This is a genomic window from Sphaerisporangium flaviroseum, assembly GCF_039537005.1.
GTDB lineage: Bacteria > Actinomycetota > Actinomycetes > Streptosporangiales > Streptosporangiaceae > Sphaerisporangium > Sphaerisporangium flaviroseum.
On the sequence record NZ_BAAAZR010000004.1, the window covers coordinates 50,980 to 69,322 of the forward strand.

At 67.5% G+C, this 18,343-nt stretch carries 15 protein-coding genes; 9 read left to right on the plus strand and 6 right to left on the minus strand.

Translation table 11 applies throughout. From position 1 onward, the window contains the following. The first annotated feature begins 40 nt into the window (after positions 1-40). Entirely contained in the window at positions 41-1,435 is a 1,395-nt protein-coding gene (locus ABD810_RS11995) for a cytochrome P450 family protein (RefSeq protein WP_344938002.1), read from the plus strand. Between the two features lie 235 nt (positions 1,436-1,670). On the opposite strand, the gene ABD810_RS12000 is transcribed toward ABD810_RS11995, so the two are convergent. From ABD810_RS12000 to ABD810_RS12010, 3 genes are all read right to left on the minus strand, one after another. Further along, complete coding sequence (locus tag ABD810_RS12000; RefSeq protein ID WP_344938004.1) at positions 1,671-2,189, minus strand: hypothetical protein; 519 nt, start codon at positions 2,187-2,189, stop codon at positions 1,671-1,673. A 678-nt stretch (positions 2,190-2,867) separates the two neighbouring features. Continuing rightward, positions 2,868-3,272, minus strand: coding sequence for a tyrosine-type recombinase/integrase (locus ABD810_RS12005; RefSeq protein WP_344938006.1), 405 nt, complete (start codon positions 3,270-3,272; stop codon positions 2,868-2,870). Positions 3,273-3,347: 75 nt separating this feature from the next. Further along, complete coding sequence (locus ABD810_RS12010; RefSeq protein WP_344938008.1) at positions 3,348-4,163, minus strand: SGNH/GDSL hydrolase family protein; 816 nt, start codon at positions 4,161-4,163, stop codon at positions 3,348-3,350. A gap of 244 nt (positions 4,164-4,407) precedes the next feature. On the opposite strand from ABD810_RS12010, the gene ABD810_RS12015 reads away from it, so the two are divergent. Then, entirely contained in the window at positions 4,408-4,992 is a 585-nt protein-coding gene (locus tag ABD810_RS12015; protein WP_344938010.1) for a TetR/AcrR family transcriptional regulator, read from the plus strand. A gap of 472 nt (positions 4,993-5,464) precedes the next feature. Here the strand turns inward: ABD810_RS12015 and ABD810_RS12020 are convergent, their stop codons facing one another. After that, positions 5,465-6,214, minus strand: coding sequence for a FadR/GntR family transcriptional regulator (locus tag ABD810_RS12020; protein WP_344938012.1), 750 nt, complete (start codon positions 6,212-6,214; stop codon positions 5,465-5,467). Between the two features lie 96 nt (positions 6,215-6,310). Here ABD810_RS12020 and ABD810_RS12025 point away from each other — a divergent pair, with 96 nt between their 5' ends. The 5 genes from ABD810_RS12025 (at position 6,311) to ABD810_RS12045 (ending at position 12,739) form a co-directional block, all read left to right on the plus strand. Next, positions 6,311-7,837 (plus strand): APC family permease, encoded by a 1,527-nt coding sequence (locus ABD810_RS12025; protein ID WP_344938014.1) that lies wholly within the window; start codon positions 6,311-6,313, stop codon positions 7,835-7,837. A gap of 100 nt (positions 7,838-7,937) precedes the next feature. Continuing rightward, positions 7,938-8,819, plus strand: a complete 882-nt coding sequence (locus ABD810_RS12030) for a DUF6885 family protein (RefSeq protein WP_344938016.1) — start codon at positions 7,938-7,940, stop codon at positions 8,817-8,819. Then, positions 8,816-10,093 carry a cysteine desulfurase-like protein gene (locus ABD810_RS12035; protein ID WP_344938018.1) on the plus strand — a complete coding sequence of 426 codons (1,278 nt, stop codon included), beginning with the start codon at positions 8,816-8,818 and terminating at the stop codon, positions 10,091-10,093. Before ABD810_RS12030 ends, ABD810_RS12035 begins: the two co-directional genes overlap by 4 nt. Beyond that, complete coding sequence (locus ABD810_RS12040; RefSeq protein WP_344938020.1) at positions 10,090-11,517, plus strand: glutamine synthetase family protein; 1,428 nt, start codon at positions 10,090-10,092, stop codon at positions 11,515-11,517. Before ABD810_RS12035 ends, ABD810_RS12040 begins: the two co-directional genes overlap by 4 nt. Further along, entirely contained in the window at positions 11,507-12,739 is a 1,233-nt protein-coding gene (locus tag ABD810_RS12045; RefSeq protein ID WP_344939012.1) for a M20 metallopeptidase family protein, read from the plus strand. Before ABD810_RS12040 ends, ABD810_RS12045 begins: the two co-directional genes overlap by 11 nt. Positions 12,740-12,965: 226 nt before the next feature. On the opposite strand, the gene ABD810_RS12050 is transcribed toward ABD810_RS12045, so the two are convergent. Both ABD810_RS12050 and ABD810_RS12055 read right to left on the minus strand, forming a co-directional pair. Beyond that, the gene (locus ABD810_RS12050; RefSeq protein ID WP_344938022.1) at positions 12,966-14,192 is read right to left on the minus strand and encodes an acyl-CoA dehydrogenase family protein; all 1,227 of its coding nucleotides are present in this window, start codon (positions 14,190-14,192) and stop codon (positions 12,966-12,968) included. A 637-nt stretch (positions 14,193-14,829) separates the two neighbouring features. Beyond that, entirely contained in the window at positions 14,830-16,242 is a 1,413-nt protein-coding gene (locus tag ABD810_RS12055; RefSeq protein WP_344939015.1) for an LVIVD repeat-containing protein, read from the minus strand. Positions 16,243-16,426: 184 nt separating this feature from the next. On the opposite strand from ABD810_RS12055, the gene ABD810_RS12060 reads away from it, so the two are divergent. Both ABD810_RS12060 and ABD810_RS12065 read left to right on the plus strand, forming a co-directional pair. Next, positions 16,427-17,059, plus strand: a complete 633-nt coding sequence (locus ABD810_RS12060) for a DUF305 domain-containing protein (protein ID WP_344938024.1) — start codon at positions 16,427-16,429, stop codon at positions 17,057-17,059. Between the two features lie 77 nt (positions 17,060-17,136). Continuing rightward, positions 17,137-18,174 carry a nitronate monooxygenase gene (locus ABD810_RS12065; protein ID WP_344939018.1) on the plus strand — a complete coding sequence of 346 codons (1,038 nt, stop codon included), beginning with the start codon at positions 17,137-17,139 and terminating at the stop codon, positions 18,172-18,174. Positions 18,175-18,343 lie beyond the last annotated feature (169 nt).

The window sequence follows — 18,343 nt, forward strand, 5'->3', positions numbered from 1 at the left end:
ACCTCGCCAAGGTCGCGTAACAAGAGAGGTACTGCCCCCCGTGAAACCTGACCCTTGGACCGCATCGATCCCCCAACTGCTGTCGTCGATGCGCGCAGAACCATTGCTCACCAGGGATTACGACTCGAGCCCGAGTCTCGTCCACGAACGTCTCCGCGACACGTACGGGCCGGTCGCGCCGGTCGACCTCCTCGGGGTGCCGGTCTGGCTCGTGCTCGGCTACAGCGAAGTTCGCGAGATCCTCGGGGACCAGGGCGGCATCTGGAGCAAGCGTCTAGCGAACTGGCGGGACAGAGCAGAGGGCCGGATACCACCGGAGTGGCCGCTGTCCCCGGCGTTCGAGGTGAACAGCTCGGCGTTCCAGGATGGGGCTCCGCTGCGCCGGGTGCGCGACGCCTGGACCTCCGCGCTCGCGCCGTTCCAGGACCACACCCACGTGCAGTCCCAGGCCCTGGAGCGCGCCGCAAAGAAGTACGCCGACGACCTGATCACGGTGCTCTCGGAGGGCAGTGGCACCGTGGGCTGGGCGGACCTCTCGGCACAGTTCGCACGGCCGCTTCCCTTGATGGTCATCAACCGTCTCCTCGGCTTCGAGAGCGCACAGGGCGACGACGTCTTCATGGACATCTGGCGGATGCTCGACGCCGGTCCCGACGCGGCCGAGGCGACGCACCGGCTCCTCAGCTCGGTGGTCGATCTGGCCGTCACGAAGATGAGGAACCCCGGGCAGGACTTCCCGTCGTACATGCTCGCGGCCAATCCCGACTTCACCGTCGACGAGATGGCCCGCGAGCTGATAATGCTTCCGGTCCTCACGGGCGACGTGACCGCGAGCCTCATTTGCAACACGATCGTCGAAATACTGGTCAATCCTCACGTTCGGGCGAGCCTGAACGACGGGATCATCGAGGAAACGATCAATCGGGTGGCGCTGGTCAACCCCCCGATGGCGAACCTCACCTTCCGTTTCCCGACGGTCGACGTGAAGATGGGGCGCTTCGTCATAGCCGCCGGCGATCCGGTCATGGTGTCCGTGGCCGGCGCCCATGCGGATCCGGCCTTCGGCGCCGCCATTGACCCCCACGCCATACGCAGCACCCGAGCCCACCTGGCATGGGGCGTCGGCCCGCACCGCTGCCAGGGACAGCGGCTGGCCACCCGTATTACCGCGATCGCCGTCAGCCGGCTGTTCGAGCGGTTCTCCCGCATCCGGCTCGCGCTTCCCGCCGACCAGTTGCCGTGGCGGCCCTCACCGTTCCTCCGCGCGCTGCGGTCGCTGCCGGTGCAGTTCGAACTCAGTCAGGCCCACACCCCCTCGGGCAACGCCGGCTCAAGGCCCATCAGTCAGGGACGCTCTCAAGCCCCGGCCCCCCAGCACCAGGAGCCTCCACGCTCGGCGCTGTGGCGCTTCCTTCAGGGCCTACGGCGCCAGTGACCGGCTCTCCCGCTCTGCGGCGAGTTGGGCGGCGCGGGTGGTGAGGTAGTCGCGCTCCGGGATGCTGGTGGTGCGGCTCGCCGCCGCGCGGTAGCCCTCCACGGCCGCTCCCCGGTCGCCCGCCATCTCGCGGAGGTGGGCCCGGGCCGCGTAGAGGCCTCGTTTCCGTGGGTCCGGCCGCGTTCGGATCCGTGCCCGGCAGCACCCGAACCTCCTCAGGGGGACGACAGGCCCTTCATGCTAGGCGCACCCCACAACCCGCCGCGCCCCTGATCCACAGGCTCCCCGGGTCCCGCGTCGTGAAAGAGCCCTCGCCGGTGCGAGGGCTCTCGATGATCGGCCCCGCAGGCCGGGGCTCTTTCGGGACTGCGGGGAGCGGGTGTCCGAGCCAGGCCTGCAGCTCGAACAGGGTCATGGGTTCTTTGGCGTTGTAGAGCTGTGAGGCGATCGTGGACCGGGCCCGGTGGCTGGTGATGTTGCCGCGGACGTCGGCTGCGGGGACGCCCGCTTTGCGGCAGAGCAGCGGGATGATCGTGCCGTTGATGTAGGTCGCCGGGACACGCCGGGCTCGGAAGGCGAACAGGAAGTCCGCTTGTTCACCGGTGCGGCGGTCAACCATCTTGGGCTGGGCCGGTCGGATGGCCTGCCAGGCCTGGATGGCCTCGCCCATGAGCGGGTCGATCGGTTTGGTGAACGACGTCCCGGTCTTGTGGGTAGGGACGTCCAGCAGGCAGATGGCGTCGCGGGCGAGCACGTCGGAGGCGTTGCCGCGGATGGTCTGTCCGCTGCGTCCAGACCTGCGGTGCCCCTCCGGCTTTGGGCGTGGTGCGGCCGGCAGTCAGGACCGGCGGGCGGCAGAATCCGAGATCGGCGACCGCGCGTTGAACGGCGTGCAGAGTGTTGAGGCGCGCGCCGCTGCCAAAGAGCCGTTCGGCCCGGACTCGGTCGAACAGTTCGGTGGCCAGGTCCTCGAGGTGGGGGCTGCGGTTGAGTAGGAACAGCTGGCAGGCCACCATCGGCAGGAGCTTGTCGTCGTCTCGGCCGAGACGGTAGCCCCACCCGGCCAAGACAGCCCGGACCTTTCTGATCTGCGTTCCACCATCGTTCTGAAGCACCGGCTCGACCTGGTGAAGCATGGCGACCGATCGGCTGTCCAGGGAGCTCGAAGCATTGGTGACGGCAGACATTCCGATCACCCGTCCGTCGTCGAACGAAGGGTTCTGACGCGCCGCTGCGGTAGCCGACGATCCGGCTCCCGGTCTGGACTTGGAGCCTCACTCCGCTGATGTCGTCTGGCACGGTGACCTCCACGCCCCTCGCGGTCACCGCCACCATGTCGACCGATGACCACCACGACGCTTGCTCACCTGACGCCCGGCATTCAAGTCGACAACCCTGCCATCGACAGCGCCGTTCACCGCGAGGCCATCCATCACGACCACCCGCGTCCGGCCTGCCACCGGCCGAGCACCTCGGCCGACACCCGGGCGTACTTGGCCAGTGATCGCACCGAGGTGTGCCCGGACAGCGCCATCAGCATCGGTGTGGAGGCACCGTCCTCGGCGGCGTGCGTCAGGCCGGAGTGGCGCAGCCGGTGCAGCGTGTAGGGCCCGCCCGGTAGGTCGGTGGTGTGCTGTTCCAACACCTCCGCTGCCCGTCGGTACGACAGCCGGGCGCGGCTGGTACGGGGGTCGACGTCGACCAGCGCCACCGAGGGGCGCGCCTTGCGGTCGGTGAGAAACAACGGGCCGGTCTTGCGCCCGGCCAGCAGCCGGGGCAGCAGCCGGGCGGTGCCGGTCTGCCACACGATTGCCTGGCCGGCAGACCACCCCGACACGACCCGACCAAGACGGTTGTCAGCGATTGAGGAACGGTCGCGGCTCTCGGTCGACGGTGAGCCTGCCGAGGTCGGCTACGACGCCGACGACCGGCCCGGCATCGTTCGATCTGCGCCGATCACCGGTGTGAGCAGCGGCCGCTTGGCGGTTCGGCCGTCGCCTGAGGAGCGGCCGCGCAGGCGCCTGCCGAGCCAGGGGCCCAGGAAGGCTGCGGCCCAGCGCAGTTCAGTCGCCCCAGCGCGCCACCGGGAGGGAGTGACCGCCAAGGAGGAGAGCGGGTGGATCCACGCCTCGCTGCTGTTGGGAAGCTGCAGTGCGTGGGCGATGGCGGCGGCGATCCGTTCGTGTCCGAGGGGGCTGGCGTGCAGCCGGTCCTGGCTCCAAAGGCGCGGGTCGGTGGTCACGGGGTGGTGGGAGGTCTCGGCGACGGTGACTCCGTGACGGCGGGCGGCGACGCGGATGCGGTGGTTGAGCGCGGCGACACGAGGGCTGAGCGGGCGGGCGAGCGGAATGATCCGTGCGATGTCGGGGAAGGTGACGGTCGCCACGTGGGCGCCCTGTGCGGTGAGCGCGGCGAACATCGCCTCCAGGTGGCCGCCCACCTCGTCGGCGTCGAACCGGGGTCGCAACAGGTCGTTGACTCCGGCCACGACGGTGGCCAGGTCGGGGCGCAGGGCCAGGGCGGGCTCGAGCTGTTCGGCGTGGACCTGGGCGGCCAGCCGTCCGCGTACGGCCAGATTGGCGTACTGGAGACCGGGGACGCCCGCCGCGAGCTGTTCGGCCAGCCGGTCGGCCCATCCGCGCAGGCCGGTGATGTCATCGCCATCACCAAGCCCTTCGGTCTGGCTGTCGCCCAGGGCGACGTAGCGCAGGTACTCACCGCTGGGCATGCGCCGCCCGCCTTTCGATCTTCGCGTCGGCGAAGGCGGCTCGTTCGGTCAGCTGTGCGATCTTTGCTGCGGCGCCGGTGTCCCGCGATCGCCCTCGGCCGAGTCGCAGACCGAGCCGACCGCGCCAGATCCGCTGTTCCCCGACGCCGCCAACAGTCATCTCATTGTCTCCGCTCATATACGCCACCGTATAAGCTGAGGTTAGCCCGCTTATACGGTGGCGTATACACGGGGGAGAGGTGAGGTGAGACACATCGTGGGCGCAACTCGCACACCGCGTGACAGGTGGATCGAGGAAGGGCTGCAGGCGCTGGCGACCGGCGGCCCGGATGCCGTCCGCGTCGAGGCGCTGGCGAAGAAGCTCGGCGTCACCAAAGGCGGGTTCTACGGGTTCTTCACCGACCGGGACGCGCTGCTGAAGGCGATGCTGGACGCCTGGGAGCGGGAGAGCACCGACCAGGTGATCGAACGCATCGAGCGCGAGGGCGGCGACCCGAGGGCCAAGATCCAACGCGCGGGGGTGCTCACCTTCTCCAGCGGCCGCCTGCTGCCCATCGACCTCGCGATCCGGGACTGGGCCCGGCGCGAGGAGGCGGTCGCCGAGCGCTTGCGACGGGTGGACAACCGGCGCATGGCGCTGCTGCGCGAGTTGATCGGCACCTTCTGCTCCGATGCCGAGGAGGTCGAGGCCCGCAGCATATTGGCCTTCTGCCTGGCAATCGGCGAGCACTTCCTGGCCGCCGACCACGGCGACCGCACCCGTGCCCAGGTCCTTGCCCGCGCCGCCGACCTGCTGCTCAACCGCCCCCGCGAAGACCACAGCCACTGAGCACCCCTGCACCGACGGGGCCGAGCCGGCGCGTCAACGTGAACTCGCGACCCACGGTCACTTTCCCGGTATCGCACGGATCCGCGCGGGAGGCCCTTCACACTGGCGGTCGTGGACGACCTCAGCCCGGAGCCGGGCTGGAAGGGTGTGTCCAGTTAACGGCTCTGTCGCAGAGAGATTAAACACCAACACCCCGTACAGTCCCCCCATGCCTCAGGACCCATGTGACACCTGGCGCCGTGCTGAAGTGCTAGCGCGGCTCACCCGTGATGATGATCACGCTAGCCCGTTACACCGGTATGGGGTATAGCTCAAATGTCAGCACCAACTCAGCACCGTGTTCGGAAGCGACGGGGACGAACGAGGAAAAACGGGCATTTGGCTATCTGAACTGGAACGTGGTTCGGGGGGCGCTGAGATACCCCCGAGGTTACAGGCTCCAGCCGGAACGAATTATGCGGAACGCGGGCGGTCAGCTGGGATGCGTGCGTGATGCCGATGCGATGACCGACTTGAGTTGGCGGAGGCCGTCCTCGATGTGTGCCTCCATCAGGGCGCGAGACCGGTCAGGGTCTCCATCGACGATGGCCTCGGCAAGCCGTCGATGGGTGAGCCCGAAGTCCTGCTCTGGTGGCGTGAGGAGGTCCCAATCGAGCCGCGCCCAGGCGGCGTCCGCCCACAGGAAGAACTCGGTGCGCAGTCCCTCGATGATCTGGGCCAGGGATGTGTTGCCCGAGGCTTGTGCGATCAGTAGGTGAAATCGGGAGTCGAGCATCCGGTAGTGCCGGATACCGGACACGCTTGTGTCAAGGAGGTCAAGTACGGTGGCGCGTTCAGGGGCGGTGGCGCGCTCCGCCGCGAGCTGCGCTGCTAGCGGCTCGACGGCGAGCCTGACTTCGAAGTTGTCGTGAACCTGCGCGACGAAGCGGTCGATCCCCTGTGCTTCCTGGCTGCCATAAGCCTCTTGGATGGGCGTGGAAGCAACGAAAGTGCCGCCGCTACGGCCTCGTGACGTGGTCACGAGCCCTTCGAGGGCGAGCATTCTCATTGCTGCTCGCACGGTCATCCGGGAGACGCCCAGGCGATCCGCGAGCGTGCGTTCGTTCGGAAGTCTCGCTCCCGGCTCAAACGTGCCGAGGGCGATCCCGCGTCGGAGGCTCATGGCCAACTGTTCTGGAGCGGACGGCGACGGCTGTGCATCGCCGATCCCCGGTTCGGTCACGGTCAGATTCTAGATCAGCTCTTGACAGGGCGCAGATCAGAGGACGACCATCTTGCCAATTGGGCTCGCCAGAGGCCCTTTTTCTGGAGGACGTTCATGGCCGGTCTGCAGCGATCGTTGCGGTTTTGGGGGGCAGCCGCCCTTGGGTTGGGTGTCATGGCGCCCACGCTGGCGTTGTCGCTGAACGGCTCGGCTCCGGCGGCGCTGGTCGGGAAAGCCGTGCCCTTGGTATTCATCTTGGGCGGGATAGGAATCGCCTTCATCGCATACGGCTTCGCGGTGCTCACCCGACGGTACAACCACGCCGGAAGCGCCTATGCGCTGGTCGGGGCGACACTTGGTCCACGCGCCGGATTCTTCTCCGGCTTCGCCCTGCTCGGCTACTACATCCTGTCTACGGTCTGCACCGTGCCGGCGTCGGCCCTGTTCACTCAAGCGTTCCTCGAGAGTATCGGCGTGCCCCACGTCCCGTGGCTGCTCCTCGGGGTGATCGCCGCCGTCGGTGCGGCTTGGCTGACCACCCGCGACACCCGGATGGCCACGCGTACGTTGCTGGTGTTGGAAGGCATCGGCGTCGCCTTGATCGCCTTCCTCATCGTCGTCGTCTTCGCCAAGCTCGGCGGCGGTACCGCCCCATCCAACCAGTCGCTTGACCTGAACGTCTTCACGCTTCCCGCCGGTACGGAATTCTCGGCAGTAGCCGCGGCGACCGTCTTCGCGTGCCTTTCCTGGGCCGGCTTCGAGTCGATCGCCACGTTGGGCGAGGAAACCGCCAACCCCCGGCGCAACATCCCCCGGGCCCTGATCGGGATCATCGCTCTTTCGCTTCCTGTCTTCGTCATCGTGATGGTGGCGGAGACCAACGGCTTCGGGACGGGTGACGCGGGAGTAGCGGCATTCGCGAAAAGTTCGACCCCTCTCGGGGATCTCGCGGAAAGTTACGTCGGGCTGTGGGCGGCGCGTGCCCTGCTCTTCGTGGCCATGGCCGGTGCGTTCGCGTCACTTCTGGCATCCTGCACGGCGGCCAGCCGCATGCTGTTCGCCTTCTCCAGGGACGGCTTCGGGCCTTCGGTTCTGTCGCGGCTCTCTCGATCGGGCGCCCCGGCGGTGGCTGCCATCTCCACCTTGGTGGTCGCCGTGGTCATCAGCTCCGTCATGGCCTTCAGCGGTACCACGGCAACCGATTCCTACTTCTACTACGCCACCCTGGGTGTGCTGTGTCTGCTGGTGGCATACGGAATGGTCGGTATCGCGGCCGCCGCGCATCTCGTGCGGCGGCGCGTCACCTCATGGCTTGCCGCCATCCCTGCCGCTCTCGGCACCGTCTTCGCCGGTTACGTCTTCTACGTGCAATCGACCGGGCAGTCCAGTCCCTACAACCTCTTCCCGTACTTCGCGGGGGCATGGTGCATTCTGGGGCTCGTCGTCGTGCTCCTCAGGCCGTCGCTGGCGGTCCGGATCGGGGCGGAGCTGGCCAGGGCCGAGTTGGACTCCGCTGAGGCCGGCCGCGATGCACCCGCACCGGACATCTCCGGGGCTGCTGATGTTCCCGATGTCACTCAGGAGTCGACGAGTCCGGACAGGACCAGGGCACGGAGCGATGCGCAGGGCACGGATGACTGAGCCGCCCGAGGAATGCCGTAGCGTCCGCCCGACGGAGACGCTGACGAGCCGGCGCATCCGGTCGACCCGCCCACCACACGAGGAAGCAAGAAGCCGCCCAATGTCCAGCATCTCCACGCACCTGATGCCTGACGCACCCGCGCTTCTGGAAGCGCATGCTCGCTCTATGCCCCAGAAGGACGAGTTGTGCGGTGCATTCTGGGCGTCGCTCGCGCTAGAGACGCTTACCGGCACTCAGGTGACCCAAGACGAGGTTGCCATCGCCGCCGGGACGCTGCTCTCCCTGTCATCGGACGCGGCCGACAGCCTGCCACCAGGCCAGCTGGGGCGGAGGGACTATGTCCTCGATCTCCCCACAACGCCGGATGTCGAATTGGCAGGCACCGCGCCCGGAGGGGTTCTTCGTGCCCTCGAAGTCGTATCCGGAGGTTCCGTCGCCGGCATCCCCACCGCAGGCCCATGGACGGAAGAGACCGTGCTGGCACTTGCGGCCCTGGCCGCAGCGCAGCCTCGTGCGGTGCTTCTGCTCAATGCGGCGACTCGTTTCCTGTGGGGATCACATGCTTCCATGTCCCACGCGATCCGCTACCTCCTCGGCGAGGACGTGGTCACTCCACCGGCCGATTGGGACGTCGGCCATTTCCTGGGCGTGATCGGCGTGATGGAGGGGCCGGGCGGTCGCCTCCTTTTGTGCGCCGACACCTATCCCAGTCTCGGCGTCCGGGGGCTGCACGTACAGCCACCCGAAGCCATCGCCGAGTCGCTACGGCGCGAAGACTCGAGCTTCTCCGGCGGCGCGATCCTGGCCGTACCGGCGGAAGTCCGCACCGCGGTGCAACGCCAGATCACCGACGCCGGCCTGCAAGTCGAACTCTGGGACAACGGCTGCCGGTCGCCGCAGATGGACTCGGAGCGGATCCCGCCGGCCGCTGGCCTCCGTCGTGCGGCTCCGACCTCCCGGATCACCATGGAGAAATCGTGACCACAGACCTCTCTCCCGGTCAGGCCAGCGAGCCGACCACGCCCCCGCTTGACCTCGAAAGTGTCCGGCAACAGTTCCCAGCCCTCCAGCGGTCCGGCGAGGATGGAACTCCGATCATTTACGCGGACGCGCCAGGGGGAACTCAGGTTCCTCAGCGGGTCGTCCAAGCCATGACGTCCTACCTCATCGAAACGAATTCCAATATCGAGGGCGAGTATGCAGCCAGCATCGCCACCGACCAGCTCATTCTCAAGGCACGCGAATACGGCGGAAGCTTCGTCAACGGCGACCCGGTCGGCGTGGCCTTCGGCCAGAACATGACCACGCTGAACTTCCTGCTGACACGAGCGATAGGGCGAACACTCGAACCAGGGGACGAGATCCTGACAACGACCCTGGACCACGACGCGAACGTGGCCCCGTGGCTCCTGCTGGCGGAAGACCGGGGACTGGTCGTGCGGCAAGTCGGCGTTACCGACGATCTGCGCCTCGACCTCGACGATCTCGCGGCAAAGCTGACCCCTCGGACCCGTGTCGTCGCCTTCACCCTGGCGTCCAACGCCATCGGTTCGGTCTCCGACGCGCGCCAGGCCACTGATCTGGCGCATCAAGCAGGAGCGTTGGCCTGGGTGGATGCCGTCGCCTACGCCGCCCATCGACGCATCGACGTGAAGAGCATCGGCTGCGATGTGGTGCTGTGCTCGCCGTACAAGTTCTTTGGCCCCCATATGGGCATGGCCTGGATCCGCCCCGACCTCGCCGAGACCCTGCCCGCCGAACGGGTCCGTCCGGCGGGGATCCTGCCACCGGGTCACCGCTTTGAGACAGGCACGCTGTCCCACGAAGCGCTTGCCGGCTTCGTCGCCGCTGTCGACCACATCGCTTCCCTCGGCGGCGGTGAAGACCTGACGACCCGCCTGACCAGCGCCTACAGGGCGATTTCTGCCCACGAAGGGCGACTGGCCGAGCGCTTCCTCGACGGGCTCGGCCAACTCTCCGGCTGGCGGCTGTTCGGGCCGGCCAAGTACAGCCCCACCCAACGTGTTGCGACATTCGGCCTGCTGGGGTCCTTGGCGCCGCCATCGAGCCTGGCCCGGCAACTCGCCGAACGACAGGTCTACGCGTGGAACGGCAACTTCTACGCCCTCGATCTGGTCCGGCATCTCGGCGTGGACATCGAGGAGGGCCTGCTGCGCCTCGGGTTCTGTCATTACAACACTGTTGAGGAAGTTGACGCCGTGCTCGGGCACCTCTCGGAGATGTCAGGGTCATGAACGCCGACGCCCGCTTCGCCGAGGCGACATCGCGATCCGCGAACCCGCTGCAGACCGATGTCCCGTCCGTCGACGCCACCAGTAAGCCCACCTCCTCGTCTCGATCGCAAGGATCGTTCAGAGGCTCTGCCGCCACACTGACGGCCATCGTGACGTCCGACCTGTCAGGAGTGTGCCGCGGCCGGGCGGTTCCGAGCCGGCGCTTGCCACAGGCATTGGACACGGGAGTCGGTTGGGTGCCGGCGAACCTGGCCATCACCCCTTTCTCGACTCTGGCCTCGCCGAACCCCTTCGGCTCGCATGGTGACCTGCGCCTTATCCCGGACTTCGACACCTACACCGAACTTCCGGATCTATCCGGCAATCCTTCTTTGGCGATCATGCTCGCTGATATGAAGGCCCCAAGTGGGGAAACGTGGCATTGTTGTCCCCGAGACTTCCTTCGCCGGGCTCTCGACGACCTGCGCACCGAGACCGGGCTGACGGTGAAGTCGACATTCGAGCACGAGTTCGTGACGCTCGAGGAGTCTCCCCGTCAGCATCCGTTCAGCCTGCAGGCCATGCTCGCCGGCGAGCCGCTAGGTTCCCGTTTGGTCGACGCCCTCAGCTCAGCAGGACTGGAGCCTGAGACCTGGCTTCCGGAGTTCGGCTCGCACCAGTGGGAACTCACACTGCAGCCGGCCGAAGCACTGGTCAGCGCCGACAGGGCCATTCTGTTCCGTGAGACCGTTCGGCACGTCGCCCGGCAGCTGGGCATCCCGGTGAGCTTCAGCCCCGTCCCAGCGCCATCAGCTGCCACAAGCGGAGTCCACATTCACCTGAGCTTGTGGACGGTCGACGGCGAGCCTGCGACTTTCGATGCAACCCGCCCGGGCAGGCTCTCGGCGACCGCAGGCTCATTCGCCGCCGGGATCCTCCAGCACGCACGGGCTTTGCTCGCGTTGACAGCTCCCAGCCCGCTGTCATATCGGAGACTGAGACCTGGCAACTGGAGTGCTGGACGAGCCGTGTTGGCCGACCAAGACCGTGAAGCCCTGCTGAGGTTGCCTGCGACAGTTGACCGTGCGGGCCGAAACCCGGCGTCTCAGCTCAACCTTGAGTACCGAGCGGCGGATGCCACGGCCAACCCGTGGATCGCCATGGGCGCGCTGGTCAGAGCGGGGCTCGAAGGGCTGCGCAACCGCTTGCCCATGCCGCCACTGGCCGGCGCGACCGTCAACGACCAACCCGCGTCGCTCCAACCGGAGGATCTGCCCCGCTCCCTTCACGAGGCGCTGCAAGAGCTCGAAGCAGACGAGACGGTGACCGGCTGGCTGCCGCCGGACCTCTTGACGACCTACCTCGCTGTCAAGCGGGAGGAACTCCAAGCGGTCGGTCATCTCGATGACGAAGCGCTATGCGCGGTCTATGCCGATGCGTACTGAACCGATAACCTCGTGGGGTCAGCAGCTCCGCACAGCGCTGAGTGCGCAACTATCTGACGCCCTCATACTGCGCCGCGCCTTGCACGCTCGGCCCGAGCTGTCCGGCCACGAAGAGGAGACCGCACGGGCTGTGGTCCGAGCACTCGGCACACCGCCTTCGGAACCGATCGCCGGCACCGGACGCCTGATTCGCATCGGCCCCGCCGACGGCCCCTGTGTCGCTGTGCGGGCCGAACTCGACGCTTTGCCTCTGGTCGAAACCACCGGGGTAAGTTGGGCAGCGCCCGCGGGGAAAATGCACGCCTGCGGGCACGACGTTCACATGGCTGCGCTGACGGCTCTGTGTCGTGCCGCTGCGACGGTCCCGCTGCCTGTCGGGCTGCTCGCTGTGCTCCAGCCCAGAGAGGAATCTCTGCCCTCCGGAGCGTACGACATCGTTCGAGATCCGGCCTTCGTCGGCCATGATGTCCGTGCCGTCATCGGCGCACACGTGCAACCGGCTTTAGCCGAAGGCACGGTCGCCGCCGCTCCGGGCCCCGTCAACGCCGCAGTGGATGACTTCCTCATCCGCGTTACAGGCCACCCCGGGCACGCGGCCTATCCCCACCTGGTTCGTGATCCCATCTTGACGCTGGCCCAGATCATCGTCTCCATGCAGCAGATTGTGAGTCGGAGAACGGACCCGACGCACGCTGCGGTCGTGTCCGTAGGAGTCCTGCAATCCGGTACCGCCCCTGGCGTTGTCCCCGCAGAAGCGCTCGCACGGGGCACCCTTCGTACGCTCTCAGAGTCCGACCGCTCCGCACTCCGCGTGGCCTTGACCGAGGTGGTTGTGAGCACAGGAACGGCGTATGGCTGTCAAGCGGAGATCGTGTTCACATCAGGTGAGCCTGCATTGGTCAACGATGACCGGCTTGCCCGCGTGGCCGGCGCTCACCTCGAGAATGCCGGATTCTCTGTAGACACGCACTTGCGGTCGTGTGGGTCCGACGACTTTGCGTTCTATTCAGAAGTTGCTCCGAGTTTGATGATGTTCGTGGGCGTCGATGGTCAGCCCGGAACCGGTCTCCATCACCCGGGCTTCCTACCCGGCGATCAGGCGGTTGGAGACACCGCCAAGGCGCTGTTGGCGGGGTATCTCGCCGGCTGCGTTCTTGTTCTTGAAGGGGATGCATCTACCGCGAACCCTCACCTCGTACATGCCGTTGGAGACGTGGAGTGAGAGTGCGGGTGTCGAAAATTCGTCCGTGCAGGTCAGGCTAGCCTGGTACACCGGTATGGGGTATAGCTCAAATGTCAGCACCAACTCAGCACCGTGTTCGGAAGCGACGGGGACGAACGAGGAAAACGGGCATTTGGCTATCTGAACTGGAACGTTGTTCGGGGGGCGCTGATCCCTCGAAGGCTATCGCGTGATGACTGCATCAGGGCTGTGACGTGCGTAAACGTTACTGTACGGGCAGGCCGGTGACCGCGCGGCCGATGAGGAGGCGTTGGATTTCGCTGGTGCCCTCGAAGATGGTGTAGATCTTGGCGTCGCGGTGGAAGCGTTCTACGGGGTGTTCGCGGGTGTAGCCGGCGCCGCCGAGGATCTGGATCGCCTGGTCGGTCACCCAGACCGCCGTCTCCCCCGCCACAAGCTTGGACATCGAGCCCTCGGCCTGGTGGAACGTGCGGCCGTTGCGGGCCATCCAGGCCGCGCGCCAGGTCATGAGGCGGGCGATGTCGACCCGGGTCGCCATGTCGGCCAGCAGGAAGGCGATCGCCTGGTTCTCGCCGATCTTGCGGCCGAACTGCTCGCGCTCGCGGGCGTAGTCACGCGCGTACTCGTAGGCCGCCCGGGCGATACCCACGGCCATGGCGGCGACGGTCGGCCGGGTGGTCTCGAATGTGCGCATGGCGGCCTGTTCGCCGCTCTTGCCGCCTTCCCGTACGCGGGCCAGGCGGGCGTCCAGCTTCTCCTTGCCGCCGAGCAGGCAGCGGCCGGGGACGCGGACGTTGTCCAGGACGACCTCGGCGGTGTGGGAGGCGCGGATGCCGTGTTTCTTGAACTTCTGTCCCTGCGAGAGCCCGGGGGCGTCCGGCGGGATGACGAAGGACGCCTGGCCGCGCGTGCGGAGCCCCGGGTCGACCGATGCCACGACGACGTGCACGTTGGCGATGCCGCCGTTGGTCGCCCAGGTCTTGACGCCGTTGATCACCCACTCGTCCTTAGCGGCGTCGTACTCGGCTCTGGTGCGGATAGAGCCCACATCCGAGCCCGCGTCGGGCTCGGAGGCGCAGAAGGCGCCGAGCTTGACGTCGTCGACGGTGCCGAACATCTGCGGGAGCCACTCCCCCATCTGCTCGGGTGTGCCGTTGGAGGAGAGCGCGGCGGCGGCCAGGCCGGTACCCACGATCGAGAGGCCGATGCCGGCGTCACCCCAGAAGAGCTCCTCGAACGCCACCGGAATGCCGAGGCCGCTCTTCTCGAACCACTGCTGGGCGAAGAAGTCCAGCGAGTAGAGCCCCACTTTGGCGGCTTCCTGGATGACGGGCCAGGGGGTTTCCTCGCGCTCGTCCCATTCGGCGCCGGCCGGGCGGATCACGGTGGCGGCGAACTCGTGAACCCAGTCGCGTACCTCGCGGACGTCATCGCTCATTTCCGGGCAGAAGTCGGTAGCGCTCTCAGCCATTCGATAACTCCTCAGAGGGTCCTGAGCTGTGCCATATCTGGAAACGCCCACGCTAGCCAGGCGTTACCAACGGTAACACCCGACCCGCGGAAACCCTACCCGGAAGTAGCCACCCCCGCGCAACAGCCGCCGGAAATGCTGCCTACGCGTACAGGTGTCGAGTGCACCAGGGACGGAGGCAAGGGAAGGACGGAGGCAAGGAAAGGACGGCCGGGCCGGCTGACAGGGCCGGTCCGGCCGTCCTTTGGAGGGGGTGGGGTGGAGTGACCACCCCGGCCGTCCTTTGCGAAGGGGTGGGGTGGCGGGACCACCCCCGCCGTTCTTTGGAGGGGGCGGGATGGCGGGACCACCCCGGCCGTCCTTTGCGAAGGGGCGGAGTGGCGGGACCACCCTGGTCGTCCTTTGCGAAGGGGCGGAGTGGCGGGACCACCCTGGTCGTCCTTTGCGAAGGGGCGGAGTGGCGGGACCACCCTGGTCGTCCTTTGCGAAGGGGCGGAGTGGCGGGACCACCCCGGTCGTCCTTTGCGAAGGGGCGGAGTGGCGGGACCACCCCGGTCGTCCTTTGCGAAGGGGCGGGGACGCGCCGGGGCGCGTCCCCGGGTCAGGGTCCGATGGGTCTCGGAGCCTTGGGTTCCGGTTAGTCCTCGTCGCTCCAGGTCCAGTGGCCGTGGCCGCGGTCGCGGTACGAGCCCTGGGTCTGGACGTTCAGGCGGTCGACGTGGACCCTCTTGGCGTGCTCGGTGCGCCGATCGTTGATCTTGATGACGTCCAAGCCCTTGTTGAAGTCACTCGCGTAGATGTAGCCGTTGTAGTAGTAGGCGGACCAGAAGCCGCCGCCGCCCTCGGAGGCCGGGCCACGCTCGAAGTAGCCGATCTCCGCGGGGTGGGCCGAGTCGGTGAAGTCCCAGATCGAGGCGCCGCCCTGGTACCAGGCCTGGACCATGATGTCGCGGCCCTTGACCGGGATGAGCGAGCCGTTGTGGGCGACGCAGTTCTCCGAGTCCGCCTGGTAGCGGGGGATCTTGTAGTAGTTCTTGAACACGAGCTGGCCGTTGACCAGGTCGTAGATGGCGTCGGCGCCATGGGTCGGGCCGTTGGCCTCGTTGCAGGTGGCCTGCCCGCCGCCGCCGAGTTCGTCGGTGAAGATGACCTTGGTCCCGGCGTTGTTGAAGGTGGCCGAGTGCCAGAACGCGAAGTTCGGGTCCGTGACCCTCGCCGTCACCTTCGGGTTCTCCGGGTCCTTGATGTCGAACAGCACGCCGTCACCCATGCAGGCGCCGGCCGCGATGCCCTTCTCCGCGTACGCGGTGATGTCGTGGCAGCCGCTGGTCGGCAGCAGCAGGTTGGGCTGGGTGTGGTTGCCGCCGTCGGGGAACACGACGGGGGTCGCCACCACCGCGGCCGAGGTCGGGTCGCGGAGCGGCACCTTGACGATCGAGATCTTGTCGTGTGGCGGCTGGCAGTCGGGGAAGGTCGCCGAGGGGTTGTACGAGGAGATGTACAGGTAGACGTTCCCGCGCCTCTTGTCCGGGATCAACGTGTGCGTGTGGGAACCACAGGCGGTCTCGACCGACTTGATGTACCTGGGGTTCGCCTTGTCGCTCACGTCGAAGATGCGGATGCCTTCCCAGGAGCTCTTCTCCGACGCGACAAGCGGGGTGCTGGCGCAGGAGTCGTCGCTCCGCGGGTAGTCGACCGACGCGAACAGCAGGTCGCCGTAGACGGACAAGTCCATCTGCGATCCCGGGCAGACCACCGAGCTGACCGCGGTCGCCTTCTTGGGATTCTTGATGTCATAGATGGAGAAGCCGCCGTAGTTTCCCACGTAGGCGTAGTCGCCCTGGAAGGCGATGTCGGTGTTGATGGTGGCGGCGATGGCTGCCGGCTTCGGTACGTTCGCCACGTGCTCGACGTTGGGGCTCATGACGATCTGATCGGTACCCGGGATGTCCGCTGCCTGAGCGGGTATCGCCGACAGCACCAACGCCGCCGCCGAACCCACGAGAACGAGGAACCGGCCGGCAAGGCCGCCTCTGCGGGGGATGGACAACACGCAGGAACCCTCCTTGGGAATTAATGCCTCAGGAGAACATAGATGGGTAGATTTTCTCCCAGACCGGAAGTGTTAGCCATAGTGCACCCTGTCAGGAAAAGATTCCGACATGCCGTCCTTACCGAAATGTCTCCTGCGAGTTAGGGTGCACCCGCACAACCACAGATCCCAAGGAGGCCGGGTGCGCGCCGCGCTCGTCGTTGTCATCGGTACGGCCGCACTGACCCTGGCCGGTTGCGCGGGCAGCCCCGCGACCCCGTCGGCCCAGTCCACCGTCCCTGTGATCGTCCCTGGTAAACCGGGTGAGACGGCCAGAACACTCGGCCCGGGCGAGACCGTGACCCCGGTCCCCTCCCCCACGGCCAACGCCGCGGACGTGGTCTTCATGCAGGACATGATCGTCCATCACCGCCAGGCGCTCGACATGAGCACCGCGGCCTCGACCCGCGCGGCCTCCGCCGAGGTCAAGCGGCTGGCGTCGCGGATCGCGGCCACGCAGGGGCCCGAGATCAACGCGATGATCCGATGGCTGCGCCAGCAGGGGCAGCGCGTTCCCGACCACCACGCCAAGCACGACGCCATGCCGGGCATGGCGACTCCCGAGCAGCTCACCGCCCTCAAGGCGGCGGCCGGAGCCGACTTCGACCGCCTCTACATCCAGCTCATGACCGCCCACCACATGGGCGCCATCACGATGGCCGCCGACGAGATGGAAAAGGGCGCCCACATCATCGTCCAGGAGCTGGCCCAGGACATATCGGTCTCCCAGGCCGCCGAGGTCAACCGCATGCAGCGGATCAAGGTGGGCGGCTGAAGCACCCCGCCCTGCCTGCACCGGCCCCGGAACAGATCGCGGCGAAACCGGAGTATTAGGGTGGCGGCGTGCATCTCATGGCGTTGCCGTACCCCATCGTCCAGGCGCCTCTGGCGGGCGGTCCGTCCACTCCGGAGCTGGCCGCGGCGGTCTCGGACGCGGGCGGGCTCGGGTTCCTGGCCGCCGGATACCGCTCGGCCGAGGACCTTCGGGCGGACATCAAGAAGGTACGGGCGCACACCCGCGCGCCGTTCGGCGTCAACCTGTTCGTGCCCACCTCCGATCCGGTCGACCAGGCGGCCGTGGACCTCTACGCGGCGAAGCTGCGCGGGGAGGCCGAGCGCTCCGGCGTGGACCTCGGGGTGCCGAGGGATGACGACGACGGCTGGCAGGCCAAGCTCGCCGTCGTCGCGGAGGAGCGGATCGCGGTGGTGTCGTTCACCTTCGGGTTGCCGTCGCGCGCGGTCATCGAGGGGGTACGCGACTCCGGGGCGTACGTCATGGTGACGGTCACCACCCCCGGCGAGGCGGCGGCCGCGCACCAGGCCGGAGCCGACGCCCTGGTGGCCCAGGGCATCGAGGCGGGCGGCCACCGCGGCGGGTTCACCGACGACTCGGGCGACTACGGGCTGCTGGTCCTCCTGCGGCTGGTGCTGCGGAGCACGCCGCTGCCCGTGGTGGCCGCGGGCGGGATCGCCGACGGCGAGGGGATCGCCGCGGTCCTGGCCGCCGGAGCCGTGGCCGCCCAGCTCGGCACCGCGTTCCTGCGCTGCCCCGAGGCCGGGACGAGCGCGGCCCACCGCGAGGCGCTGAGCTCGTACGACCGTACGGCGGTGACCCGCGCGTTCACCGGACGGCGGGCCAGGGGGCTGGTCAACCGGTTCCTTGAGGAGTACGACGATGACGCTCCCTCGGCGTACCCGCAGGTTCACCAGCTGACCGCTCCCCTGCGGGCGGCGGCCAGGAAGTCCGGTGACGCCGGGACGATCAACCTGTGGGCGGGGCAGGGGCATCGGCTCAGCGAGGAGGTGCCCGCCGGCGAGCTCGTACGACGGCTCGGGACCGAGGCGCGGGAGGCCCTCACGCGAGCCACCCGCCGTCCCTTCGGGCACTGAGAACTCGAATGACCCGCCGTCCATTCGGGCACTGAGAGCTCGAACCGCCCGCCGTCCTTCGCGGCCACTCAAAGCCCGAGCCCGTCGAGCGGAGCGATGCTTTTCTTCGCCGCGTGACGTCATACCTCCCGACAGGCTTGTCGGGCAGGGTGTCGTACGACGGTGGAGG